Below are 23,263 nucleotides of genomic sequence, written 5' to 3' on the forward strand. Positions count from 1 at the left end.
GTGCTTTTTTTTATTTGAGAATAGAATATGCTTTTTTAGCATCATGATTTTTTAAATCATCTTCCATTTCATGGAAAAACTTCTAATTTTCAAACCGCACTCAGAATCAGTTAAAATAGCTTTCACGATTCAAACTCAGAGCAATTGACATGTCTGCACAAGATTGGTTATCCCAAGGAACATTAGTCCTCGCAAGTAATAACAAAGGTAAAATTGCTGAATTTGAAAAAATGTTTGCAGAGTTAAACCTCCCTGTCGAGGTCATTCCTCAAGGAAAACTCAATATTGAAGATGCCGTAGAAGATGGCTTAAGTTTTATTGAAAATGCCATCATCAAAGCACGCCATGCAAGTCGTATTTCAGGAAAACCTGCCATTGCAGATGATTCAGGGATTTGTGTGCCGATGTTAGGTGGTGCACCTGGCATCTACTCTGCACGTTATGCGGGTGAACACGGTGATGATGCCGCAAACAATAAGCAACTTTTAGAAAACCTAAAACCTTTACGCCAAGAAGGCAAAACGATTGAAGCCATGTTTGTTTGTGTTTTAGCTTTGGTTCAACATGCGGATGACCCACTTCCACAAATTTTTCAAGGCATTTGGCAAGGTGAAGTGTTAGATGCTCCACGTGGAGCACATGGTTTTGGTTACGATCCTTTGTTTTGGTTACCCGAATTGCAGATTTCGAGTGCTGAAATGAGTAAAGAAGAAAAAAATAAAATCAGTCATCGTGGACAAGCCATGCAATTATTTAAAGCAAGTTTAGAAAAGTAAGAACCTGCCCTCTCCTTGAAAGAATGAGTGTTTATACGCACCACAAGGAGAGGTATTTTCCCTATAAGAATTATAATGCCCTTTAACTCAGCCCTATAAAACAAGGGAATTTGCATGATTTAAGCCGCCCTACAATAAATGCACCATTACCCCATAAATTAAGCATATGCCACAACTGACCATCGTTCCTGCTGCAATGTATTTGGCTGAAATACCTGTCCCTTGATAATGCGTTTCAAGTGCCACAATATTCGCTGCGGGAGGTAAACAGAATAATAAAAACATCACACCAATATTGTCCTGAACATGTGCGATTGGTAAAAAATAATAAGCAAATGTACAGAAAATGACGCCACAGATCACTTTGATCAGTGCTACTTTACAACTATAGGTCAAATCCTCTAAATGTACTTTGGTTTTGCGTAACCACATGCCTAATACAGACATACCCGTAAAGACCATCCCCCATTTTGAAAAAGAATAAATCGCATCGATCCACGCATGCTCTTGTACACTTTGCACATTCAACAGTCTTAAAATAGCTGCCAAAATCAAGGCAATAACAGGGGGGGACTTAATGACTTTTTTAAAAATATCTTGAATATTTAAAGTTTCGGAGCTGACAGAAGTTACTGCCCAAATATTGCCAAAAATAGAACCACCGACATAGATGGCAATAATAGATGCACTGATTTGTTCTCCAAACAAAGCCATGGCGATGGGAAAACCGAGCCAAGCCATATTGGTATAACTAAAACAGAGTGACTGTAGTCGGTCTTTGGATAAAAATAGGTAAATAAAAAATAATAAAACTGCTGAAAAAAAGCTAAATAGCATCAAGCCCAAACTGCCCGCCTGATAAAAAACCATATTGTAAATAATCACAATTGGAATAAATAAGCGTGATAAAACAGAAGAAAATAAGCTTTTTAAATGCTGTGAAAATGACGTTGTTGCTAAGATTAAGCCACTACAAAACCCCAAAAGGGGTAATACCGTAGACACTCGCATTCACCTAAAATAATTTCACAGAATTTTAGCATGATGCACCGCAACATGCTTTTGAAAAAGCAACTTTAAAACCCATGTCTTTAAATTGAAATATTGGTGTCACTTTTTTGTCACAGATACCTGTTGAGATAAGCCCTAATGAAACAGGAGATTTTATCATGGCTGGATTATCAATTTGGCACGTACTGATTTTTGCAATTGTAGTGATTTTATTATTTGGTACATCAAAACTTAAAAACTTAGGGAAAGACGTGGGCGGTGCGGTAAAAGACTTTAAAAAATCTATCAAAGAGGATGAAGTTACGACTCCTAATCTACAAGAGCCACGTACTTTAGAACATCAAAATACCCATGATGTGAACTCTACCGTAAAACACTGATACGGGAGTATAGATCATGCTCGATGTTGGTTTTTCTGAATTACTGGTTTTTGGCGTTATCGCTTTATTGGTTTTAGGTCCTGAAAAGCTGCCTGTCGCTGCACGTTTTGTAGGCAAATGGTATTCTAAAATCAAACGTACTGTCAGTAATGTGCAAAATGACATTGACCGTGAACTCCGTCTTTCCGAATTGCGTGAGCAGATGCAGCTTGAGATGCAACGTATTCAAGAGCTTGAACAAAAAATGCAAGCGCAAATGCAGGAACTACAACAAAACAAACATGCTGAAGAAAAACAAAATATCACAGCAAATGTCACGGCTCAGCCGCAAAACATCACTTACCATTTTATACAAGCTTCAGTTCCAACTGTATATATCGCTCATATTTGGCTGAAAATATTGGCAACATCTAACCATCCAATTCAACAAATTGAACAGCAAGCTTTTACAATGAAACACTTCGAGGTTGCGGTATGAACAGCTCTTTCACCCCACAGGTTCATTCCTCTGAGCCCAATCCTCAGCCTGAATTAGAAGCCATGCCGATCACAAAACATCTGATCGAATTAAGACGTCATTTGTTTAAAATTATTGGTGTATTGATTGCACTATTTTTTTGCTTATTGCCCTTTGCCAATAAAACCTACATTGCCTTATCTGCACCGTTAAGAGCGCAATTGCCCGTAACATCGACCATGATTGCTACCGATGTGACTGCAACATTTATGGCACCTTTTAAGCTAAATTTTTTTATTGCTTTGATGTTGGCAATGCCTTTTATTCTTTATCAAATTTGGGCATTTGTGAAACCTGCGTTATATGCCAAAGAAAAAAGTTTAGCACTGCCTTTGTTAATTGGCAGTATTAGCCTATTTTATGCAGGTATTGCCTTTGCATATTTTGTGGCTTTGCCCTCGATTTTACATTTTTTCATGAGTGTTTCTCCTGAAACTGTCGCACCGATGACCGACATTAATAGTTATTTGGCATTTTGTTTAAAGCTATTTTTGGTCTTTGGACTCACTTTTGAAATCCCAATTATTACCTTATTGCTGATTTTAATCGGCGTCGTCTCTACACAAGACCTCGTCAACCAACGCCGTTATATTATTGTGGGTTGTTTTTTTATCGCAATGTTTATTACCCCACCTGATGCCATTTCTATGATTATGTTGGCAATTCCAATGTGGTTACTCTTTGAACTGGGTCTAATGTTCGGCAAAATTCTTGAAAAAAGACGCCTCAACACAGATTAACCTCTGTAATTAACAATATGTTTAATTTCACCATTTTGACATTTTTTCTTCATTAGACTGTCACCTAGCTGTCAAAGCGTCGTCATATTTCTTCTCTAAGTTAATAGCAACTTTTATCACCATTGATTAATTTTAGGGAAACTTCCATGACCGAGCTGACGCCATATCATGAAGATCAAGAACTTGATAATAATACTTCTGATAACATCCATTTTCGTGACATTTTAGAACAACATATTACACGCCGTAGCTTAATTGCAAAAACAGCCAGTGGTGCAGCTGCTTTGGCTTTAGCTTCTACATTAACAGGCTGTGGTGATAATAAAGATTCATCTAATAATGTAACACCCCCAACGCCTACACCTGTTGATCCTAATAAAAAACCTGAAAAATTAACCTTTAAGCCTGTCGCTAAAAATCTGAATGACATTGTGACTGTACCTGAAGGTTATGAAGCGACTGTACTGTATGCAATGGGCGACTCCATTAATCCTGCCTATGCTGAATGGAATGATAATGCTGTTCCATCGGGTCCAAGTTTTCAGTATCGATCAGGTGACTGTCATGACGGTATGAGCTATTTTGGTTTAAATCAGACCACCAAAAACTACGATCCAACCGTATCGGAAAGTGGTTTATTGGTCATGAACCATGAATATATCAATCCAACGTTCTTGCATCCTCAAGGTCCGACACTGAGTGCTGACGGTCGCCGCCCTGAAGATGAAGTGATTCGTGAAATGAATGCACACGGTGTTTCAATCATTGAGTTGAAAAAAGACAAAACAACACAAAAAGTCGAGATTGTTAAAAACTCACTGTTTAATCGCCGTATTACTGCATCAACAGTGATGGATTTTGCAGGTGTTGTGGCAGGTTCAGACCTTTTAGTCACCAAATATTCAGCAGCAGGTAAACAAACTCGCGGTACTCATAACAACTGTGGTAATGGCTATACACCATGGGGAACATACTTAACCACTGAAGAAAACTATATTGGTTATTTCATCCGTAATAAAGGTGATGACGCTAAACGTACGGCAGCAGAAATTATCGCACTTAAACGTTATGGTCTAAAAGATGGTGCAAGCTCACGCTACAAATGGGAAACTGCCCTCGGTCAATTAGAAAGCCAAGACTTATATGACCGTTGGAATTCTTCAATCACTGCAGACAAAGCGACCCAAGACTATCGTAACAGTGCCAATACTTTTGGTTGGATCGTAGAAATCGACCCATTTGATAATCGTCAAAATCCAGTCAAACGTACTTCTTTAGGTCGCTTTGCGCATGAAGACTGTCGTGCAAGCCGTTTGATCGAAGGTGAAAACCTTGCGTTCTATATGGGTGACGACTCACGTGGCGAATATATTTACAAATTTGTTTCTGATGCAAAATGGTCTGCCAAAGATATTAACGGCGGCTATAAAGCAGGCGATAAATATATGAACTCAGGCAAACTTTATGTTGCCAAGTTCAACAGTGATGGAACAGGTCAATGGATCGAATTGGCTTATGGTAAAAATGGCTTAAATGCGACAAATAGCGTCTATCCATTTCAATCACAAGCAGAAGTCACAACCTTTGCTCGTCTTGCAGGCGATGCAGTGGGCGCAACCAAAATGGATCGCCCTGAATGGGTTGCGGTAAACCCTGAAAATGGCGAAGTTTATGTGACACTGACCAACAACTCAAACCGTGGTACAGCCTATCCAACAGATGCAGCCAATCCACGTAACTACCAAGATCCTGAAGGTGGAAAAGGTAATGTGAATGGTCATATTATCCGCTTCCATGAAGATGGTAATACAACAACGGCAACAACATTTAAATGGGACATCTACCTATTTGGTGCGGAAGCAAAAATGGCAAATAACATTAACTTGTCTGGCTTAAATGACAACAATGACTTGTCTTCTCCAGATGGTATGTGGTTTGACCCACGTGGTGTGCTTTGGATTCAAACAGATGATGGTGCATATACAGATACGACCAATTGTATGATGCTAGCAGCATTACCAGGTAAAGTGGGTGATGGTACTAAAGCAACGACATCAACAGGTCAAGAAACCATTGTTGGTGCGAAAATGACTGATGATAATTTACGTCGTTTCCTCACAGGCCCAACAGAATGTGAGATTACAGGGGTCACAATGACACCTGACCATAAAGCAATCTTCATCAATGTACAACATCCGGGTGAAGATTCAGCAAGCTATGACAAACCATCAAGTCATTGGCCTGCAACTCAAAAAGATGCCAGCAATAAAACTGCTCGCCCACGTTCAGCAACCGTGGTTATCACACGTAAAGATGGCGGTACAATCGCAGGCTAATACGCTTATTATATGATTGTAATCTGCTTTATACGCCATATGTATTCACTACATATGGCGTTTTTTAATGTGAAAGCAATCGAGCGATCTGAATCACTTCCCCTGATTTTTCACCCTGTTGGGTTTTTTCAAACCATTGCATTTTAGAATGCTGAATGGTTAAAAAGTTTGAACATCGTGTCCCATAAATTGGACTTTGAATAAAAGTAGAAGACAATAAATGTTCCATTTCAGTACTAATACCAGTATTGGGCAATAAGTCAGGAATGATTTTACGTTCATCTTGTAAAAGATCCCATACGGCAGAGACTATATCGTGCTCAGGTATCAATGGCTGTTGCAGCATCGGTAAAAATTCCTGTGTAAAACGCTTACGCAAATGTTGCGTTTTTTCCCAGTTTTCACTCAATAACCCATTCGATACCACAAACACACCTTTGGCTAAGACTTGTGGGGCTTCTCCACGATTACTCATATATACCGCTTGGTTTCGATCTCCGATAAATAAATTAAATCCCGCATAATCACATTGTTTTTTTTCTAAATCTTGGGCAAAACGAATGGGGGGTTGTGCGGACTGTAAAAAGGCCTGAATCAAATGTCCTCGTGAAGTTGCATATTGTTTCTTATCCTGTCCATCTCGAAAATTAGTGACAATCGCCCAACGTCCTTGCGCAGTTACACCCATCCATGTCCCGCCAGATTGCAAGTCTTGCCCTGCAATAATTGGACTATTTTCCCAGTGATGTAGCTGTGAAGCAGCACGATGATAAAATTCATCTCGATTTGAAATCAAACACAATGGCATATCATCAAAGACTTGCCATGCCAAAGCCACGATACACATATTTTTATTCCATCTCAGATTACTTTAAGTTTACACATTGAATGTACAACATTTTTCATATCTTTCAGCTAAAATCTGTGCAAAACAGAATACAAAGGACAAGGCATGCTGACCTACCCGAATATCGACCCAGTCGCAATCGCATTGGGGCCACTTAAAGTACATTGGTATGGAATCATGTATCTTCTTGCATTTTTATGTGCTTGGGGACTGGCAACTTACCGTGCAAAACAGCGCACCAATTGGAACTCAGAAATGATTTCCGACCTAGTATTCTATGGTGCCTTAGGTGTGGTGCTCGGTGGACGTATTGGGTACGTACTATTTTATGAGTTTGACAAATTTATTGCCGACCCAATCTGGTTATTTAAAGTCTGGACTGGTGGCATGAGTTTTCATGGCGGCTTCCTCGGTGTGATGATCGCGATGCTGTTATGGTGTCATAAATACAAAAAAACTTGGTTTGAAACGCTGGACTTTATCGCACCCTGTGTTCCGACAGGTCTAATGTTTGGTCGTTTTGGTAATTTTATCGGTGGCGAACTTTATGGTCGTCAAGTATCCGATCCAAACTTTGCTTTAGGCATGATTTTCCCGACAGATCCACTACATTTGGTCCGTCATCCATCACAAATTTACCAAGCATTATGTGAAGGCTTATTACTCTTTATTATCTTATGGTGGTTTAGCTCGAAACCTCGTCCTCGTTATGCTGTTTCAGCTATCTTTTTGATCGGTTATGGTTGTGCACGCTTCTTTATGGAATTCTTCCGTGAACCCGATGCAGATCAAGGCTACATTTTATTTGGTTGGATGACCAAAGGTCAGATTTTATCTTTCCCGATGATTTTGATTGGAGTTTGGATGATTTGGTATGCCTACCAAAAGAAAATTTTTGACTGGGGTCCACAGAAAAACACTTAAAAGCCAAACTTCACTTTGAAGCGACAACGAGCGGATGCACAAGCATCCGCTTTTTATCTTTTATTTTCTTATTTTTTAATGACTACGTAACTAAAACTCATCTTTTCAATCAGTTCATTTATACTAAAAGCGTCTTTTAAAAATACACATCCATTATGCTTGAATTCTGGTTTGATCCAAAAACCCCAATCTTGAAAAAGCTATTTTTCTTGATTGTCATCGCCATTGCAACTGTAGTGCTCTATCGTATGCAACCTTTGTCCTATAGCGCGATCTTAATGTTTGTCGCAACAGGTGTGATCTTCCTGATTTGTCGTTATTGTAAAATACATTTTGTGGCACAGAAGCCAACGGGTATTGTGTATCGTGTCCTGACATGGATTCCAATCGCGCTTTTATTGGCATTGATTTTTAAAAATATGAATCAAGGTGAAATTTTAATTCCTGGTTCACAAGGTATTTGCTTTATGGCATTGGCAGTATGTCTATTTTCACCCTTGTCATTACTCCATCAAAACAAACCCACACAAGTCTCTTAAATATGCTCGATTTTTGGTATTCGCAACGTTGTACCCGACAAATAAAATTGATGGTCAGCATTGGGCTGTGTATTGGGATTTATTATTGTTCAAGCATTGTCAAACTCAGTCCATTCTTTGTGGGAATCAGTTTAGCAATAGGCATCATCTTACACCTGCTAAAACAGCTCAGTTTGAAACGTTTACAACATAGCAGCCAAGTCAAAATTTTAAAAACATTAATCATGTTTCTCCCCATTTTAACTTTGACCATCATGGCTTGGTATCTGCCACAGCAAGATCTGATCTACTTGATCTTACAATGTCTTGGCTTTATGACTTTAGGTTTTATTCTCATTGCCAATTATGAAAATCGTGCGAAGCGTATCAATTAAAAAGGAAGATTTCCCGAATAAGCTTCCTTTTTAATTTAGTCTGCACATTTTTATGCTTAAAATGCGCTTGCACGCGTGAAGATTAAACAGGTAAACGATAATATTTATACGTTACATCGCCTTTGTAAACGTCATAACTGCGTTGTTTAAAGTCTGATACCCACTCAGTCCCCGTATAGCCTGCAATATGCCCATAACGGTGTTTAGCGGTGCGATCAATAATATAAATATCACCTTCTTTAGGATGATCAAAAGCAGGTTGAATCTGTTTATAACCAATTTCTTCGAGTGTTCCACCCCAATCTGCCGCAGCGATTGGATGATTGGTAAATTTAGCACCTGCTGTTTGTAATGCAATACGGATACTGCGTGCGCAACGTGCTGAACTGGTACGTGCAGAAATACTGTCTAATTTATTGATGAATTTATCAATATCAATTTGAAATGCATTACTCAACGAAAACTTATTCGCTTGTGCAACTTTCAATTTATTCTGTTGAATAATCGCTGTTGGATTGAAGTCATCTTGCTGAGGGTAAAAAGAACCGCTTTCAAGTTGGAAAATAAACTGGCTCTCAGTATTACTTGCATGTAAATCTGACACGGGTTGAGTATTTAAATCGATAATCATTGCTCAACCTCATCCTTGTTTCTTTGAACCTGTCCTACCATAAAAAAACCAATACACTTATGAAAGAAGCAGTGATACTAGCCATAGATTCTTAAAAAGTGGTTAATGTAAATGTAATAAAATTTGTGAATGTAAATGAGAATAGTTTAAGTTGCTCTTTCTGCGGTTATTTTACAAGATTATTTTTTATATCAATTATGCTTATATATTTATACTTTTTTATGAAATAGAATATTAATGTGAAATATATCACACAATCAATAAGAAACCTATCTCTCGATAGGTCCATGCCATGTCATTAAGAACAATCCCAGTTATACATCACTTTAGAAAAATCGCTTTTCTTCAGGTCATCGGGGTGGATAAAGAAATTGGCAACCCCACAATCTCCCCATAAAATTTCCACATTTTCTTGTCCTGAACTATCCAACTGAAACAGTAAAATATAATCTTTAAAGCGTTCATCATTGCCTCGTGGATCATCCTGTGTAAAGTAAGGATAACCCCCTAGATGGTGCCCACTAGCAGAAAATGCGTCTTCATATGCATCATACAGATCTTCTGCGGCATCATCGTCCATCTCATAAAGATCACAAATCTGCTCAGCAAACCGATAATCAGATATCGAAATATAGCGCTCTTGTGCCTGAAACTGTACAGCATATTGCCCTGTTACAGGGTTCATCTCCTGATCTAAAGTTTGTATTGGAAATGTATGTAACAACTGTGTGTTATCTTGTATCACTTGCTCATGAAAAATCACCCGAAAATTATTTTGATTTTGTGGCTCATCAAAATCTAGCCCCCATAAATCATCTTCAATATCAATAAAAAACTGTAAAATTCCTGTTTTTAGATAAAGATCATTCTCAGGGAGTTCAGCAAAATTAATCTGTGCCAATAAAACCAAAGCTCGACCTTCTGCATTGTGTGGATAGTCCCTAGTTAAAGGAAAATAAGGTTCACCGCCGACTTTGCTTTGCCATAGCGTCAAATCGTCAGCAGGCGTTAAATTCAACGCAATCGCTGACTTTTTTGTTGCTAAAATTTGTGCTTTATAGTGCTGAATAAACTCAGGTATTTCGCTCGAATTGATGTGCATTGTTTTTCTCTCTTGTTATCTCTAGTTAAAATAAATTAGCGTTTAGTATAAACTGAGCGGTTAAGCAAAAATATGACCATCTTGTGCTATAAGACGAGTTGTGTCGTTTAAAAACAGATTTTTTGGAATTGATATGAGAGCGTATTTAGACCTTTTACAACACATCCTCGACAATGGTGGCGACAAGGGCGACCGTACAGGCACAGGAACACGTTCTGTATTTGGTCATCAAATGCGTTTTGACTTGTCCAAAGGTTTTCCACTACTCACGACTAAAAAAGTGCATTTTCGTTCAATTGTGATTGAACTATTATGGTTTTTAAAAGGCGATACCAACGTTCAGTATTTAAAAGACAATAAAGTCTCTATCTGGGATGAATGGTCTACTGCTGAACAAACTGCACGTTTTGGTCGTCCCGAAGGTGAACTCGGCCCTGTATATGGTCATCAATGGCGTAATTTTGGTGCAACAAAGCTTGAAAATGGCTTATATGAAAATGACGGCTTTGATCAAATCAAATGGCTCATTAATGAAATCAAAACCAATCCGAATTCACGCCGTTTGATTGTTTCAGGTTGGAACCCTCAAGAAGCAGGTCAAGTCGCATTACCACCTTGTCATACGTTATTTCAGTTTTTTGTACAAGATGGCAAATTATCTTGTCAGCTTTATCAACGCAGTGCAGATGTATTTTTAGGCGTTCCATTTAATATCGCAAGCTATGCACTACTCACCCATATGATTGCACAAGTCTGTGGTTTAGCTGTGGGAGATTTTGTTTGGACAGGTGGTGATACACATTTATATGCCAACCATTTTGAACAAGCACAGTTACAGTTAACGCGTGAACCCTTGCCACTATGTCAATTAAAGCTCAACCCTGAAATCACAGATATTTTTGATTTTAAATTTGAAGATATTGAAATTGTCGGTTATGAATCTCATCCTGCAATTAAAGCACCTGTTGCGGTTTAATTTTACACACTATTTCTCAATAAAGCCCATTCCCGTTCAAGTACTCCCCTCTCTTTAAACAGAGAGGTTGAGAGGAATTCAAAAACGAGTTCACTATGACATTTAAAAATTTAGAAGTTGTTCATGTTGTTGCTATGGATCAGCAACGCTGTATTGGTAAAGGTAATGATCTTCCTTGGCATATTTCAGCTGACCTAAAACACTTTAAGGAAATCACCCAAGGTGGTGTCGTTGTGATGGGACGTAAAACTCTTGAGTCTATGGGGCGCGCGCTACCTAAACGTGTCAACTGGGTCATTACCCGTGATCCAAACTGGACATTTGAAGGTGTCAAAAGAGCACATAGCATTGAAGCTGCTCTCGCGCTTGCAACTTCCGATGTACTCGCTTCAGAAAAACCGAGTAGCATTTTTATCATTGGGGGTGGTGAAATTTTTAAACAAACGATGCATATTGCTGATCGTTTAGAATTGACGCATGTCGAACTAGATGTACAAGGCGATGCACACTATCCAGAAATCCCGACGGCATTTAAAAAAGTTGCTTCTGAATCACATATTGATGACAAAACAGCTATTGCTTTTGAGTTTGCAACTTATCGAAAATAAGCATCAATTCAAATCATGATTTTGAAATATGCCAGAATTCCAAAAAAAATCTATTTTTCATACATTTGGAATGGGGTTACTCCATTCCATTTTTAGTCTTTTTGTGCTCATTTCTTCTATTTGGCTATGTGGTGTCATTTGGTTTCAAGAACCTTTAGGTATACTATTCAGCCGTGTCCTCATCGCCATTTGGATCATATTTTCCCTCAGTATTTTAGGCATTTATATTCGTCAAAATCTGTTTAGTCGCAATAAAGATATTTTGCTGTATAGCGTCGTTTTTATACTGAGTCTGCTGTGGTATTTTAATATTCCTGCCAAACAAAACCGTGACTGGAATCCTGAAGTAGACCGTTTATTTACCTATCAAAAACAAGGTGATATCGTCACCATTCAGAATATTCGTAATTTTAATTGGAAAACTGAAGACCAATACGATGTGCATTGGGATACACGCCGTTATAATTTAAATCATATTACAGGGGTCAATATCATTACCTCTTATTGGATGGGACCACAAATTGCACATACTTTGGTAAGTTTTGATTTTTCTGATCAAAAACCTTTGGTATTTTCAATTGAAATCCGTAAAGAAAAAACTGAAAGTTTTTCTGCAATCGGGGGCTTTTTCCGTAAATATGAGTTGAGTTTAATTGCCTCAGATGAAAAAGATTTAATTTATACCCGTAGTAATGTACGCAATGAACAAGTGTATTTCTTCCCAATCAATATGCCCAAAGCTGAAATGCGTGCCTTATTTGAAGAATATTTGAGTAAAACCGATGAGTTGGCACAACAAGCAAAATGGTATAACACGCTCACCAGTAATTGTACGACGCTCGTTTTTGACATGATCCAAGCCATTTCACCTAAAGAGTTACCGATAGATTATCGTTTGCTTGCCTCAGGTTATTTACCGAATTATCTCTATGATCTAGGTGCCTTAAATCCACAATGGAATATGCACCAGTGGTATCAACATGCACATGTCAATCCTCGTACAGATCAGTTTAAACATTTTAAATATCAAAGCAGTGAGAACTACTCCCAAGTGATTCGTGAAGGTTTACCGAAAACGGTCACAAAGGGTTCATAATTCAGTAGATTTTTAACGCTTAGATACATTGTCAAGCTAGTGATTTGCATGATTTTTTGTTTATATAGAAGGAGTCTATATTTCTGAGAAAATCATGCTAAAAAATCTGTTATGGATCGGTATTGTATCAACTGCAATCGTTGGCTGTACGACAACAACACAGTCAGTGCAACAACAAGAAAATTTAGCAGTGTTGCAAAATAAAACGTGGGTCATGACCCATATTGGCGCAACCGAATTTGCGAAAAAAGCAGAAACGCCTATGATTCAATTTGGCAGTGACTTACGTGTCAGTGGCTCAGATGGATGTAACCGTATTATGGGCAATTATGCAGTCAAAAATCATCATTTAAACCTCGGTGACATCGCTTCAACAAAAATGTTATGCCCAAACAATCAAGATATTGTTGCAAAATACCATACGGCTTTAAAGAAAGTCATGGGTTATCAAGCGTATGATCAAACTTTAAAACTGTTAGATCAGCATGGCAATGTGGTGTTGCAATACCACACTGCTCCATAAGTTTGAATATATTCAAGCAGCATAAACATCCGCACTATTTAGGTTTTTATGCTGTTTCATTTTTTCTTTTTTGATCTAGAAAATAAAATAGAAGGGAGATCACGATGCAACAGGCATTATTTGGTGGTGGATGTTTTTGGTGTACTGAAGCCGTATTTTTACAACTTAAGGGCGTAGAAAAAGTCGTCAGTGGTTATGCTGGTGGTAATACAACAAATCCGACTTATGAGCAAATCTGCACAGGTACGACTCAACATGCAGAAGTAATTTTAATTGATTTCGATGAGCAGCAAATCAGTTTTAAACAATTACTCAATGTTTTTTTTACCACACATGATCCAACCACACTCAACCGTCAAGGCAATGATATTGGCACACAATATCGTTCAGTGATTTATTATTTTAATGATGAGCAAAAAGCACAAGCTGAAAGCTATATTGCAGAATTAACAGCACAAGATTTAAATATCGTCACCGAACTTTCTCCTGTGCCAACCTTCTACCCTGCAGAAGACTATCACCAAAATTATTACGCCAAAAACCCGTCACAAGGGTATTGCAACTTTGCGATTCCACCCAAACTGATGAAATTACAAAGCCAGTTTAAAGACTTACTCAAAGAGAGTTAATTGCAAACTGAAAAACAAATTATGTTAAAAAATAATAAAGATAAGACATAAAAAAAGCGATCTATCAAGATCGCTTTTTTAAAATTTACACGATATAAAATTTAATTATCACTCATAAAGGCAAGATCGTTCAGTCCGGCTTCACTGGCACGAGACATGACTTGAGCAACAGTATCATAACGAGAATCTTGGTCTGCTCTCAATTGAACCGCAGGTTTTACTGGTTTTGCTGCTTCTTCTTGGAACCGCTTTTCCAATTCAGGCAGACCAATCACCTGATCATTCCAAGCCACTTCACCCTCTTTATTGATGCTAATGGTAATGGCTTCAGGTGGCGGATCCACAATTTCCGCAGTGGTTTTTGGCAAGGTTAATGGTATTGATGGGTTAGCAACGGTTGCAGTCACCAAAAAGATGATCATCAATACCAACATAATGTCGATGAGCGGAATGAGATTCATCTCATTCATGCCAGCATCGTTGTCTTCACCCAACTGAAAAGCCATTAAGCTTGACCTCCAACTAAACTTTTTTGTGTTGCTTGATGTTCAACTTTCGCAGTTGAATCTTGTTGCAACATGGTATCAATCAATAAACCGTGTGCTTGGTCTTGCAATTCATTTGACAATGTACGGTTGAAACGCACACAAATGTTATATGCTAATACCGCAGGAATTGCGACAGCCAAACCCAAACCTGTCATGATTAAAGCTTCACCAACTGGTGTTGCCACTTGTGCTAAGCCTGCTTGACCACTTTTACCGACAGCGACAAGGGCATGGAAGATCCCCCAAACTGTACCAAACAAACCCACAAATGGTGCGATAGAAGCAATAGTTCCTAGAACCGAAACCCCTTTTTCAGCATTTGATTTTTCAACCGAGATTTGGCGTAACAAGGCTTGTTCAGCAACTGCTTTACGTTGATCAAAACCTAAAGGAGCAAGTTTTGCTTTCAGCTGATTGACCGCTTGCGCAAGATGCGCTTGCGCTTGTTGTTTAAGCTGACGTGTACCCATCAAACGTAAAATGAATACTGTCCATGTAGCAATAGACATCGCCAATAACACGAAATACAGTGTCTTACTGACTGCATCTGCATGTTGCCAATAAACTGAAAAGTTCATATTTGAACTCCTGATAAGGTTAGCCGATTAAATTTATTGTCCAGAGGTTTTCAGACTTACAGGTAAATTTGCAATCATTGCACGCCCATCACTTGATGGATTCATCCTTGCAAAACGTACAGCACTGCGTACTTCACGATCAAGACTAGGTAAACCACTTGATTTTAAAACAGTCACATTGGTGATTTTACCCGCAGGATTAATCTCTATACGAACAAGTAAAGATCTACTTTGATTTTTAAGCAAGTCATCATCAAAATCAAATGCAGGTGCTTTTTTCCAAGAGATCTCGCCTGCACTCAACTTACGTGGTTGCTGTGCTTCTTGTTGGCGACGTTGTTGCTCTTGCTGTTGTCTTAACTGCTCTTGACGTTGTTGCTCTTGCTGTTGTCTTAACTGATCTTGACGTTGCTGCTCTTGGCGTTGTTGTTCCTGACGCTGTTGCTCTAAACGTTGCTGCTCTTGACGTTGTTGCTCTTGCTGACGCTGCTCTTGCTCACGTTTAATTTTTTCTTGATCAATCTTGGGTTCTTCCTGTTGAATGGCTTTCTTTTCCACTACAGGTTTTTTCTGGGTAATCAATTTTGGTTTTTCCACGGGCGGTGGCGGTGCTTTTTTCTCAACCACAGGCTTCGGTTCAACCTTCGGCTTGACAGGAGGTGGAGGGGGTGGAATCACCTGTTCTTCTTTGATTTTAACAAATTTTACTTGAATCGGTTTTTTCTCGATGGGTTTTAACTCAGGTGTTTTTAGATGACTCAATGCCCATAATGCCCCCATGTGTCCCACAAGAACGGCAATTACAGCAGCAATGACCTTTTTCTTCATTGGGTTGGGTGCCTGCATGTTAGAAGTGGAAGATTGACTCATACGAATCTAAATACCTAAATCTGAGAAAATCTATATACAAGATAGCTTGTTTAGATTGAACTCATCGGATAGAACAATGAAAGTGCGCCAATAATAAATGAGAAGTGTTTTCATTTGCAACTACTTTTTGGTTGCTTTTAAGCGTTTTATCAAGCAAAAATGTAAAAAAGGATGCACTATGGCATCCTCTCTTGACATCAAAAATCTATATATTATTGAAATACAACTGTTTTGTTCCCATCAACAATAATACGATCTTCTAAATGCCATTTTACTGCACGTGCAAGCACATTACGTTCTACATCTTGTCCAAGTTCACGTAATTGTTCCACCGTAAAATCATGGCTTACACGTTCTACATCTTGTTCAATGATCGGACCTTGGTCTAAATCTGCCGTGACGTAGTGTGCCGTCGCACCAATCAATTTCACCCCTTTCTCATGGGCTTGTTTGTATGGATTTGCTCCGACAAAGGCAGGTAGGAATGAATGGTGAATATTAATGATTTTCATTTCCCATTTTTGTACAAATTCTTCATCCAAAATTTGCATATAACGCGCCAAGATCAATAAATCATTGCCTTGCATCATTTCATCAATTTGTGCATAGGCTTCACGTTTATTTTCTTTATTTACAGGCACGACATGGAATGGAATACCAAAATTTTCCACAGCTTCTCTTAAATCAGGATGATTTGACACAACTTGGGTAATTTCACACGGTAAACCGCCACGCGCATGACGCCATAACAGCTCAAGTAAAGCATGGTCAACTTTTGATACTAAAATCCCCACTTTTTTCAAATCACTGACCAAAGCTAGACGCCAATGCATGCTATAACGCTCTGCTACATTCGTAGCAAACGTCTGTAGCAAAGTTTCACGACGGCTTTGTAGATTTTCTAACTCGAACTCAACACGCATAAAATAACGCCCGCCCTGAGCTTCTGTTGCATATTGATCAAGCGCAGTAATATTTGCTCCTTGATGATACAAAAAGCTCGATACAGCTTGCACAATTCCTGGCTTATCTTCACAAGTAATCAGGAGACGTGCTGTGTTGGCAGTAGTCATGTTCATGTTAATTGATATCACTTATACGTTAATTTGAAAACAGCCGAATATTCTAACGCTTTTTACACAGCTTTCAATCATCGAACGCAATTCAATCATGTTTTAAAGTCGATAAACTCGCAAATAACTCAGAAGAACCAAAACTTTCAAGCAAGCGCTCATAAGTCTCACGACTCTCTCCACGCAAATAAGGACCTTCTAAGAACACCATTTGACGCAAAGCTTGCCACATCCATTTTTCATCTAAATGATTAGAATCACTTAAATGTCCTGACATGTATAAAAAATTTGTCCAATTGGTTAATACAATCCAAATATTAATAATCAACGCTTCAATTTCAGAAGCCGTCATTTGCATCAAACCCGCTTCAACAAAAGCATGATAAATTTTTTGCCCTTGTTGCATGACCTTACCTGCGAAACGTGGATAAATTTTTCTAAAGTCAGCATTATTTTCAATCAAATGATAAACATCTCGATGCAAAAAACGATATTCCCAAAGTTGACTACTCAACACTTGGAAATAACGGATTTTATCGTTTGCGTTGACTGTCCGGTCATCAGGCAATGCCAACATCTCTAAGGTTTCTTTTTGATAGCGCTCCATCAACTCTTTGATGATTTCTTGTTTGTTGCGAAAATGATAATACAAATTACCCGGACTGATCCCAAGCTCAGCAGCAATATGATTCGTGGTAATTGAACGTTCGCCACGCTCATTAAAAAGTTGCAAGCTAATCTGCAAAATTCGATCTTTGGTTTTTACCGTTTTAGTATGCGACATCCTAATACCATATTTCAGTGTTAGCTTAGGCTAACATATAAAGTAACTTGACTAATTAGAGCTTTTACTCTAAAAATTATCATAAATCAGCTCCTCTCTAAAGGTGTTCGAGATGAACAGTCAAACAAAAACAAATTCAATGACTTCTTATACCCCTGAAGTTCAACATTTACATGATACGCTTACTCAGCAAAAGCAAGCATATCAACGTTATCCAGTACCTACTGCAAAAGAGCGTATTGAGCGTTTAGCACGCCTTAAAAAAGTGTTACTAAAATATCAAGATCAACTTGCAGAAGCAATTAATCAAGATTATGGTAATCGCTCTATCACCGAAACAAAAATTGGTGAGCTCATCACTTGTTTAGAACAAATCAAATATTATAGTAAAAATATTAGTACATGGATGAAACCATCTAAACGCCATGTGGGTATCATGCATCAACCATCTAAAGCATGGGTACAATATCAACCACTTGGCGTGGTTGGCATCATTACACCGTGGAATTATCCATTGCTACTTTCTGTCGGCCCACTGATCTGCGCATTAGCCGCAGGTAACCATGCCATGATCAAAATCTCAAGTTCATCAATGAACCTGGGTTATGTCTTAGAAAATGCTCTTGCTGAAGCTTTTCCACGTGAACTTGTTGCTGTCATTACTGGTGGCGGTGTAATTTCTGATGCTTTTAGTCATTTGGCTTTTGACAAAATAATTTTCACAGGCTCAACCAATGTGGGTAAAACCGTCATGGCGGCTGCCTCAGAGAATTTAGTCCCTGTGATCTTAGAGCTTGGTGGTAAATCCCCTGCAATTGTGCATCCATCAACTGAAATCAAAGATGTCGCACAACGTTTAGCCTTTGGTAAATTATGGAATGCGGGGCAAACTTGTGTTGCACCAGACCATTTATTCTTACCGAAAGGCAAAACTGCTGAATTTGTAGAGCATTATAAAACGATCGTGACAGGCATGTATCCAAACATTGCCAACAATCAAGATTACACCTCGATGATTAATGATAAGCAATATAGACGTGTACTAGGCTATTTAGAGGATGCACAAGCTCAAGGTGCTGAACTGATTGAAATCAATCCTAAAAATGAAGATTTAACGCAAGCACGTAAGATTGCACCTACTTTAGTCACAGGTGTCACGACAGAAATGGACATCATGAAAAATGAAATCTTTGGTCCAGTATTGCCAATCATGGAATATGATCAAATCGATGATGTCATCGACTTTATTAATAGCCGTCCACGTCCACTTGCATTATACTATTTTGACTTTGACGATGCGCGAGCACAGTATGTCGCTCAGCGTACCCATTCAGGGCACTTCGGTCAAAATGCGTTATTAACCCATGTCGCGCAAGACGACCTACCGTTCGGAGGCGTTGGTGCATCAGGTATGGGGAAATATCACGGTCCAGAAGGTTTTTTCAGTTTATCGCATGAACGCTCTATGATGTCGATGCCAAAACTCTTTAGCATAAAATTCATTCTACCGCCATTTGGTGGTGCTGTTCATAAAATTTTAGAGAAAACTTTTATCCGCTAAATGATCAAGGCATGATCTATCGTCAAAGATCATGCAGTGTTTTCATCGATTCCGCTTGTCTTTTAAGCGGAATTTTGGTATAAAACGCCCCTTGAAAGAATTCAATCCGTTTTATTTTGACTGGCCATACAGATTTGCTGTTGGCTAAATCAATGGAGTTACACCATGTCTAAGGTTTGCCAAGTTACCGGCAAGCGTCCAGTCGTTGGTAACAACGTCTCACACGCCAACAACAAAACTAAACGCCGGTTCGAGCCGAACCTGCACCACCACCGTTTCTGGTTAGAAAGCGAAAAACGTTTCGTACGTCTTCGTCTAACTACTAAAGGTATGCGTATTATCGACAAATTGGGCATCGAAAAGGTTGTTGCTGACCTACGTGCTCAAGGTCAAAAGATCTAAGGAGTCTGAACCATGCGTGATAAAATTCGCCTAGTTTCTACTGCTGGTACAGGTTATTTCTATACCACAACTAAGAACAAACGTACTATGCCGGAAAAAATGGAAATCAAAAAATTTGATCCAAAAATCCGTCAACACGTAATTTTCAAAGAAGCTAAAATTAAATAATTTTAGTTTTCTAAAAAAACACGGCCCTTTTGGGTCGTTTTTTTTGCTTTTTTTTTATGCAAATTGTTAAAATCCTCACAGTTTTTTATTTTGGCACCCTTTGTGCTTAGTCTGTACATTGGCGTTGTCCTATAACTTTCCCCACCAATTAAGGAGTGTTGAGTGCCACATGATGTAGATTTGATTATTTTACTTGCAGTTGGTTTTGGTATAGCGCTCATTTTCGGCTATATCGCTGCTCGTTTGCGTTTACCTCCGTTGATCGGCTATTTGATTGCCGGAATTATTATTAGTCCAAATACTCCAGGAATCGTCGGAGATATTACCCTTGCCAATCAGCTTGCAGAACTCGGCGTCATGTTCCTGATGTTTGGCGTAGGTATGCATTTTTCTTTAAATGATTTAATTCAAGTTCGACGTATTGCACTGCCCGGTGCGATTTTACAAATTACCGTTGCCACGCTCTTGGGCATGATCGTGTCACATTTTTGGGGATGGAGTTGGGGTTCCTCCTTAGTATTCGGTTTAAGTTTATCCTGTGCCAGTACGGTTGTTCTCCTCAAAGCACTGGGTGATAAAGGCTTACTCAACTCCGTCAATGGTAAAATTGCGGTTGGGTGGCTCTTGGTCGAAGACCTTGTGATGGTGTTAGTTCTGGTCTTATTGCCTGCAACAGCAGTTTTACTCGGGGGACAAGCACTTGCAGGACATGACAGCAATGAAAATATTTGGCTGACCTTAGGCATTACCTTACTCAAGGTATCTGGCTTTATTGCCTTTATGCTTATTATTGGTAAGCGCCTTGTACCAATGATCATGCAATATGTCGCTCGTTTAGGCTCTAGAGAGCTTTTCACCCTGACTGTGGTGGCAGCAGCCGTCTCCATTGCATACGGCTCATATGCTATCTTTGGCGTCTCTATGGCGCTCGGTGCATTCTTTGCGGGAATGGTTGTTAAAGAATCTGACTTTAGCCATCGTGCAGAAGAAGAAACGCTGCCTTTAAGAGAAATTTTCTCGATTTTATTCTTTGTGTCAGTGGGTATGTTGTTTGACCCAAGAATCATTATTGAACAACCTTTACATATTTTAGCGGTGATCGCCATCATTATGATTGGTAAGACTTTGGCTGCTATGGCACTCGTCTTATTTTTCCGTTATCCATTGAATACTGCATTAACTGTAGGTGCAAGTTTGGCACAAATCGGGGAATTTTCTTTTATCCTTGCGACATTAGGCTTGTCTTTAGGTTTGCTTACACCTGAAGCACAAAACTTAATTTTAGCGGGTGCTTTATTCTCCATCACACTCAATTCATTTTTATTCTCAGCCATTGAACCTGTACAAAATTGGATTCGTGAACGTTCACATTTGGCACGTTTACTTGAACGTAGCGGCGATCCATTGGCCATGCTTCCTGATGAAGTGGATCAAGACTATCTGCGTGATCAAGTCGTTATCGTTGGGCATGGTGAAGTTGGACGACGTATTACTAAAACGTTAATGGATGATGGCATCAAAGTCGTCATTGCTGAAGAAAATCGTGAGATTGTGGAAAATCTGCGTGAAAAAGGCATTGCTGCGGTTTCTGGTCATGCCACAGAAGCTGGTGTGTTGATTCAAGCACATATTCAACATGCACGGCTCTTGGTGCTCTCTCCGATGGATATTTTAGATATTCATAAAATTGTTGATACAGCAAAATTATTGAATCCGCAAATTCAAGTTTTGGTCTGTGCTGAAAGTAAAGAAGAGGCCGAAGTGATTCGCCAAGATCAAATTGGAGAAGTATATTATGCCAAAGAGGAAATGGCGAAAAATATGAGCAATCATATTTTAAATCAGATCCAAATTGCGCATCATCACGAACCAACACATTGATTCATTGAAAATTTTCAACAGACTATCAAATAGGGTAGTCTGTTTTGTTTGATTAAAATCATGCTAAAAAAAGTCACATACGTTATAACTTTATAAAATGCATTTTACTCTGCACACTTGAACGATAAATGTAATTTAAATATAAAAGATCAATAAGAGGACAATATGTTTTTATTTTATTTTGGGCTACTCATTCTCGTGATTGCTTCGATTGGCTTTCTCATCGCTGCATTCAAAGAAAGCATTTGGTGGGGCTTAGGCTGTTTATTGCTTTCTCCAGTTTCTCTGATTTTTCTCATCATGCATTGGCATCAAGCGAAAAACCCATTTTTTCTACAACTGATTGGCTTAGCCATTATGTGTGTAGGTGGATCCTTTTTTGCACCACAGCCACTAGCAACGCACTAGCCCTTGAAAATGTACGTATAAAAAAACGCACTTCACAGTGCGTTTTTATGAAATTTTTTCATTTAACTCATATATTTCGGCTGCTCATCAAGCACCTCAGCATTCAATTGATTCACTTGATTTTCCATCAAAGCGTACAATGCTGCTTGAATCATGTGTTGAGCAACAATAGGGGTTTGTTCACCAAGCAAAGCTTTCACTTGTTCATTAAACTGAATAGTAACCAGTGGCTCTTGTTCTGAGCCTGCATTACGTAGCGCCAACTCTCCACTTTCAAGTTGTACTAACTCTAAAATCGCTTCTTGATTCCCAAATAACTCTTTTAACTGTTCAATAGACATATCAATCACCCTCCATGCTCAACATGGGGCAAAATACTGTATGTACTTTGCATCTTGTAGATATTGGTATATTGTCATTCAATTGATGAATTTCAAGTGAATTCAAGTAAAAAGATCAGAATTCCACCATTTCATTACGAAAACCATCAATCAGTTGGGTTAAATCACGATGCCACTCTCTTAAAATTTTGGTGTCAGGTAACCATGCTTGTGGGGTTTGTGTTACTTTAATAATTAAATTGGATGAGGTTTCATCTTCAGGTTCTGGTGCGCTTGGCTCAGGTGCATACTGACATGAGCGATAAGCACGTTTTAATTCTGCAATGAATCCACTTTTGGCTAATTGTTGCATCACCACCACTTCTGGTGACACTTGTCCTTTTTCTGCCATCAGTTCTTCGATTGATTTAAGCGTCGGTGCAAAATCATTGAGACGATAGTAACGGACTAATTCCTGTAAAAATGCCAAAACAGCACCATGTAAATGAAAGACTGCTGCTTCACGCTGTGCCTGTGCTTGTTGTACATTTTCAGATTGTTCTGCTTGCATACATGAAAGTCGAGCAAAATACAGTTTTTGATTGGTGCGGTCTGCATGAAAGCGAGCAACTCGTGACATGATTTTATTTCCTAAATTTTG

Annotated in this window: 29 protein-coding genes; 18 read left to right on the top strand and 11 right to left on the bottom strand. The window is 38.8% G+C overall.

What is annotated here, in order from left to right; genetic code table 11:
* Positions 1-149: 149 nt before the first annotated feature.
* On the top strand, positions 150-776 hold the full coding sequence (gene rdgB / locus HX129_RS03235) for an RdgB/HAM1 family non-canonical purine NTP pyrophosphatase (protein ID WP_286433661.1): 627 nt from the start codon (positions 150-152) through the stop codon (positions 774-776).
* Between the two features lie 129 nt (positions 777-905).
* Here rdgB and HX129_RS03240 read toward each other — a convergent pair whose 3' ends face one another.
* Positions 906-1,781: an AEC family transporter gene (locus tag HX129_RS03240; RefSeq protein WP_286433659.1), complete on the bottom strand. Its 876-nt coding sequence runs from the start codon at positions 1,779-1,781 to the stop codon at positions 906-908.
* Between the two features lie 164 nt (positions 1,782-1,945).
* Between HX129_RS03240 and tatA the strand changes: the two genes are divergently transcribed.
* From tatA to HX129_RS03260, 4 genes are all read left to right on the top strand, one after another.
* A complete protein-coding gene (tatA, locus tag HX129_RS03245) occupies positions 1,946-2,167 on the top strand; it encodes a Sec-independent protein translocase subunit TatA (RefSeq protein WP_286433658.1) in 222 nt (73 codons plus the stop codon).
* Positions 2,168-2,183: 16 nt separating this feature from the next.
* Positions 2,184-2,645 (top strand): Sec-independent protein translocase protein TatB, encoded by a 462-nt coding sequence (gene tatB / locus HX129_RS03250; protein ID WP_286433657.1) that lies wholly within the window; start codon positions 2,184-2,186, stop codon positions 2,643-2,645.
* Complete coding sequence (gene tatC / locus HX129_RS03255; RefSeq protein ID WP_286433656.1) at positions 2,642-3,424, top strand: twin-arginine translocase subunit TatC; 783 nt, start codon at positions 2,642-2,644, stop codon at positions 3,422-3,424. The genes tatB and tatC overlap by 4 nt, the downstream gene beginning before the upstream one ends.
* A 146-nt stretch (positions 3,425-3,570) precedes the next feature.
* Positions 3,571-5,760, top strand: coding sequence for a PhoX family protein (locus HX129_RS03260; RefSeq protein ID WP_130072086.1), 2,190 nt, complete (start codon positions 3,571-3,573; stop codon positions 5,758-5,760).
* Positions 5,761-5,824: 64 nt separating this feature from the next.
* On the opposite strand, the gene HX129_RS03265 is transcribed toward HX129_RS03260, so the two are convergent.
* Entirely contained in the window at positions 5,825-6,607 is a 783-nt protein-coding gene (locus HX129_RS03265) for an NRDE family protein (protein ID WP_130072087.1), read from the bottom strand.
* Positions 6,608-6,712: 105 nt separating this feature from the next.
* Here HX129_RS03265 and lgt point away from each other — a divergent pair, with 105 nt between their 5' ends.
* The 3 genes from lgt to HX129_RS03280 all read left to right on the top strand — a co-directional run bounded on the left by lgt (position 6,713) and on the right by HX129_RS03280 (position 8,444).
* Positions 6,713-7,531 carry a prolipoprotein diacylglyceryl transferase gene (gene lgt / locus HX129_RS03270; RefSeq protein ID WP_130072088.1) on the top strand — a complete coding sequence of 273 codons (819 nt, stop codon included), beginning with the start codon at positions 6,713-6,715 and terminating at the stop codon, positions 7,529-7,531.
* Positions 7,532-7,686: 155 nt separating this feature from the next.
* Positions 7,687-8,070 (top strand): hypothetical protein, encoded by a 384-nt coding sequence (locus HX129_RS03275; protein ID WP_180045462.1) that lies wholly within the window; start codon positions 7,687-7,689, stop codon positions 8,068-8,070.
* A 2-nt stretch (positions 8,071-8,072) separates the two neighbouring features.
* Positions 8,073-8,444, top strand: a complete 372-nt coding sequence (locus tag HX129_RS03280; RefSeq protein ID WP_165353023.1) for a hypothetical protein — start codon at positions 8,073-8,075, stop codon at positions 8,442-8,444.
* 82 nt (positions 8,445-8,526) lie between these two features.
* Here the strand turns inward: HX129_RS03280 and HX129_RS03285 are convergent, their stop codons facing one another.
* Together HX129_RS03285 and HX129_RS03290 are read right to left on the bottom strand one after the other, a co-directional pair.
* On the bottom strand, positions 8,527-9,075 hold the full coding sequence (locus HX129_RS03285; protein WP_130072091.1) for a CHAP domain-containing protein: 549 nt from the start codon (positions 9,073-9,075) through the stop codon (positions 8,527-8,529).
* Positions 9,076-9,373: 298 nt separating this feature from the next.
* Positions 9,374-10,177 carry a YwqG family protein gene (locus HX129_RS03290; protein WP_286433655.1) on the bottom strand — a complete coding sequence of 268 codons (804 nt, stop codon included), beginning with the start codon at positions 10,175-10,177 and terminating at the stop codon, positions 9,374-9,376.
* Positions 10,178-10,310: 133 nt separating this feature from the next.
* Between HX129_RS03290 and thyA the strand changes: the two genes are divergently transcribed.
* The 5 genes from thyA to msrA all read left to right on the top strand — a co-directional run bounded on the left by thyA (position 10,311) and on the right by msrA (position 14,009).
* Complete coding sequence (gene thyA, locus HX129_RS03295; protein WP_130072093.1) at positions 10,311-11,153, top strand: thymidylate synthase; 843 nt, start codon at positions 10,311-10,313, stop codon at positions 11,151-11,153.
* 95 nt (positions 11,154-11,248) lie between these two features.
* Positions 11,249-11,761: a dihydrofolate reductase gene (locus HX129_RS03300; protein ID WP_286433654.1), complete on the top strand. Its 513-nt coding sequence runs from the start codon at positions 11,249-11,251 to the stop codon at positions 11,759-11,761.
* A gap of 28 nt (positions 11,762-11,789) precedes the next feature.
* Positions 11,790-12,857 carry an Lnb N-terminal periplasmic domain-containing protein gene (locus HX129_RS03305; protein WP_286433653.1) on the top strand — a complete coding sequence of 356 codons (1,068 nt, stop codon included), beginning with the start codon at positions 11,790-11,792 and terminating at the stop codon, positions 12,855-12,857.
* Between the two features lie 94 nt (positions 12,858-12,951).
* The gene (locus HX129_RS03310) at positions 12,952-13,380 is read left to right on the top strand and encodes an META domain-containing protein (RefSeq protein ID WP_130072095.1); all 429 of its coding nucleotides are present in this window, start codon (positions 12,952-12,954) and stop codon (positions 13,378-13,380) included.
* A gap of 104 nt (positions 13,381-13,484) precedes the next feature.
* On the top strand, positions 13,485-14,009 hold the full coding sequence (gene msrA, locus HX129_RS03315) for a peptide-methionine (S)-S-oxide reductase MsrA (protein WP_286433652.1): 525 nt from the start codon (positions 13,485-13,487) through the stop codon (positions 14,007-14,009).
* Between the two features lie 101 nt (positions 14,010-14,110).
* On the opposite strand, the gene HX129_RS03320 is transcribed toward msrA, so the two are convergent.
* The 5 genes from HX129_RS03320 to HX129_RS03340 form a co-directional block, all read right to left on the bottom strand.
* A complete protein-coding gene (locus HX129_RS03320; protein ID WP_130072096.1) occupies positions 14,111-14,515 on the bottom strand; it encodes an ExbD/TolR family protein in 405 nt (134 codons plus the stop codon).
* Positions 14,515-15,135 carry a MotA/TolQ/ExbB proton channel family protein gene (locus HX129_RS03325; protein ID WP_130072097.1) on the bottom strand — a complete coding sequence of 207 codons (621 nt, stop codon included), beginning with the start codon at positions 15,133-15,135 and terminating at the stop codon, positions 14,515-14,517. Before HX129_RS03325 ends, HX129_RS03320 begins: the two co-directional genes overlap by 1 nt.
* Before the next feature lie 33 nt (positions 15,136-15,168).
* Positions 15,169-16,005: an energy transducer TonB family protein gene (locus HX129_RS03330; RefSeq protein ID WP_286433651.1), complete on the bottom strand. Its 837-nt coding sequence runs from the start codon at positions 16,003-16,005 to the stop codon at positions 15,169-15,171.
* A gap of 212 nt (positions 16,006-16,217) precedes the next feature.
* Positions 16,218-17,084, bottom strand: a complete 867-nt coding sequence (gene purU / locus HX129_RS03335; RefSeq protein WP_130072098.1) for a formyltetrahydrofolate deformylase — start codon at positions 17,082-17,084, stop codon at positions 16,218-16,220.
* Between the two features lie 85 nt (positions 17,085-17,169).
* A complete protein-coding gene (locus HX129_RS03340; RefSeq protein WP_130072099.1) occupies positions 17,170-17,862 on the bottom strand; it encodes a TetR/AcrR family transcriptional regulator in 693 nt (230 codons plus the stop codon).
* A 112-nt stretch (positions 17,863-17,974) separates the two neighbouring features.
* On the opposite strand from HX129_RS03340, the gene HX129_RS03345 reads away from it, so the two are divergent.
* The 5 genes from HX129_RS03345 to HX129_RS03365 all read left to right on the top strand — a co-directional run bounded on the left by HX129_RS03345 (position 17,975) and on the right by HX129_RS03365 (position 22,282).
* The gene (locus HX129_RS03345) at positions 17,975-19,423 is read left to right on the top strand and encodes a coniferyl aldehyde dehydrogenase (protein ID WP_286433650.1); all 1,449 of its coding nucleotides are present in this window, start codon (positions 17,975-17,977) and stop codon (positions 19,421-19,423) included.
* A 165-nt stretch (positions 19,424-19,588) separates the two neighbouring features.
* On the top strand, positions 19,589-19,825 hold the full coding sequence (gene rpmB, locus HX129_RS03350; protein ID WP_000048256.1) for a 50S ribosomal protein L28: 237 nt from the start codon (positions 19,589-19,591) through the stop codon (positions 19,823-19,825).
* A 12-nt stretch (positions 19,826-19,837) separates the two neighbouring features.
* On the top strand, positions 19,838-19,993 hold the full coding sequence (rpmG, locus tag HX129_RS03355; protein WP_003654787.1) for a 50S ribosomal protein L33: 156 nt from the start codon (positions 19,838-19,840) through the stop codon (positions 19,991-19,993).
* Positions 19,994-20,155: 162 nt separating this feature from the next.
* Positions 20,156-21,874 (top strand): cation:proton antiporter, encoded by a 1,719-nt coding sequence (locus HX129_RS03360; RefSeq protein ID WP_130072101.1) that lies wholly within the window; start codon positions 20,156-20,158, stop codon positions 21,872-21,874.
* Positions 21,875-22,039: 165 nt separating this feature from the next.
* Complete coding sequence (locus HX129_RS03365) at positions 22,040-22,282, top strand: hypothetical protein (protein WP_130072102.1); 243 nt, start codon at positions 22,040-22,042, stop codon at positions 22,280-22,282.
* A 62-nt stretch (positions 22,283-22,344) separates the two neighbouring features.
* On the opposite strand, the gene HX129_RS03370 is transcribed toward HX129_RS03365, so the two are convergent.
* Both HX129_RS03370 and HX129_RS03375 read right to left on the bottom strand, forming a co-directional pair.
* Positions 22,345-22,623 carry a hypothetical protein gene (locus HX129_RS03370; RefSeq protein ID WP_130072103.1) on the bottom strand — a complete coding sequence of 93 codons (279 nt, stop codon included), beginning with the start codon at positions 22,621-22,623 and terminating at the stop codon, positions 22,345-22,347.
* A gap of 115 nt (positions 22,624-22,738) precedes the next feature.
* Positions 22,739-23,242, bottom strand: coding sequence for a DUF6586 family protein (locus tag HX129_RS03375; protein ID WP_286433648.1), 504 nt, complete (start codon positions 23,240-23,242; stop codon positions 22,739-22,741).
* Between the last annotated feature and the right edge of the window lie 21 nt (positions 23,243-23,263).

Origin of the sequence: Acinetobacter sp. 251-1 (assembly GCF_030329305.1) — a bacterium.
In the GTDB taxonomy this organism is placed as follows: domain Bacteria; phylum Pseudomonadota; class Gammaproteobacteria; order Pseudomonadales; family Moraxellaceae; genus Acinetobacter; species Acinetobacter piscicola_A.

Coding starts and splice junctions, on each gene's coding strand:
- rdgB (WP_286433661.1), top strand. CDS start 150: ATGTCTGCACAAGATTGGTTATCCCAAGGAACATTAGTCCTCGCAAGT.
- tatA (WP_286433658.1), top strand. CDS start 1,946: ATGGCTGGATTATCAATTTGGCACGTACTGATTTTTGCAATTGTAGTG.
- tatB (WP_286433657.1), top strand. CDS start 2,184: ATGCTCGATGTTGGTTTTTCTGAATTACTGGTTTTTGGCGTTATCGCT.
- tatC (WP_286433656.1), top strand. CDS start 2,642: ATGAACAGCTCTTTCACCCCACAGGTTCATTCCTCTGAGCCCAATCCT.
- HX129_RS03260 (WP_130072086.1), top strand. CDS start 3,571: ATGACCGAGCTGACGCCATATCATGAAGATCAAGAACTTGATAATAAT.
- HX129_RS03265 (WP_130072087.1), bottom strand. CDS start 6,607: ATGTGTATCGTGGCTTTGGCATGGCAAGTCTTTGATGATATGCCATTG.
- lgt (WP_130072088.1), top strand. CDS start 6,713: ATGCTGACCTACCCGAATATCGACCCAGTCGCAATCGCATTGGGGCCA.
- HX129_RS03275 (WP_180045462.1), top strand. CDS start 7,687: ATGCTTGAATTCTGGTTTGATCCAAAAACCCCAATCTTGAAAAAGCTA.
- HX129_RS03280 (WP_165353023.1), top strand. CDS start 8,073: ATGCTCGATTTTTGGTATTCGCAACGTTGTACCCGACAAATAAAATTG.
- HX129_RS03285 (WP_130072091.1), bottom strand. CDS start 9,075: ATGATTATCGATTTAAATACTCAACCCGTGTCAGATTTACATGCAAGT.
- HX129_RS03290 (WP_286433655.1), bottom strand. CDS start 10,177: ATGCACATCAATTCGAGCGAAATACCTGAGTTTATTCAGCACTATAAA.
- thyA (WP_130072093.1), top strand. CDS start 10,311: ATGAGAGCGTATTTAGACCTTTTACAACACATCCTCGACAATGGTGGC.
- HX129_RS03300 (WP_286433654.1), top strand. CDS start 11,249: ATGACATTTAAAAATTTAGAAGTTGTTCATGTTGTTGCTATGGATCAG.
- HX129_RS03305 (WP_286433653.1), top strand. CDS start 11,790: ATGCCAGAATTCCAAAAAAAATCTATTTTTCATACATTTGGAATGGGG.
- HX129_RS03310 (WP_130072095.1), top strand. CDS start 12,952: ATGCTAAAAAATCTGTTATGGATCGGTATTGTATCAACTGCAATCGTT.
- msrA (WP_286433652.1), top strand. CDS start 13,485: ATGCAACAGGCATTATTTGGTGGTGGATGTTTTTGGTGTACTGAAGCC.
- HX129_RS03320 (WP_130072096.1), bottom strand. CDS start 14,515: ATGGCTTTTCAGTTGGGTGAAGACAACGATGCTGGCATGAATGAGATG.
- HX129_RS03325 (WP_130072097.1), bottom strand. CDS start 15,135: ATGAACTTTTCAGTTTATTGGCAACATGCAGATGCAGTCAGTAAGACA.
- HX129_RS03330 (WP_286433651.1), bottom strand. CDS start 16,005: ATGAGTCAATCTTCCACTTCTAACATGCAGGCACCCAACCCAATGAAG.
- purU (WP_130072098.1), bottom strand. CDS start 17,084: ATGAACATGACTACTGCCAACACAGCACGTCTCCTGATTACTTGTGAA.
- HX129_RS03340 (WP_130072099.1), bottom strand. CDS start 17,862: ATGTCGCATACTAAAACGGTAAAAACCAAAGATCGAATTTTGCAGATT.
- HX129_RS03345 (WP_286433650.1), top strand. CDS start 17,975: ATGAACAGTCAAACAAAAACAAATTCAATGACTTCTTATACCCCTGAA.
- rpmB (WP_000048256.1), top strand. CDS start 19,589: ATGTCTAAGGTTTGCCAAGTTACCGGCAAGCGTCCAGTCGTTGGTAAC.
- rpmG (WP_003654787.1), top strand. CDS start 19,838: ATGCGTGATAAAATTCGCCTAGTTTCTACTGCTGGTACAGGTTATTTC.
- HX129_RS03365 (WP_130072102.1), top strand. CDS start 22,040: ATGTTTTTATTTTATTTTGGGCTACTCATTCTCGTGATTGCTTCGATT.
- HX129_RS03370 (WP_130072103.1), bottom strand. CDS start 22,623: ATGTCTATTGAACAGTTAAAAGAGTTATTTGGGAATCAAGAAGCGATT.
- HX129_RS03375 (WP_286433648.1), bottom strand. CDS start 23,242: ATGTCACGAGTTGCTCGCTTTCATGCAGACCGCACCAATCAAAAACTG.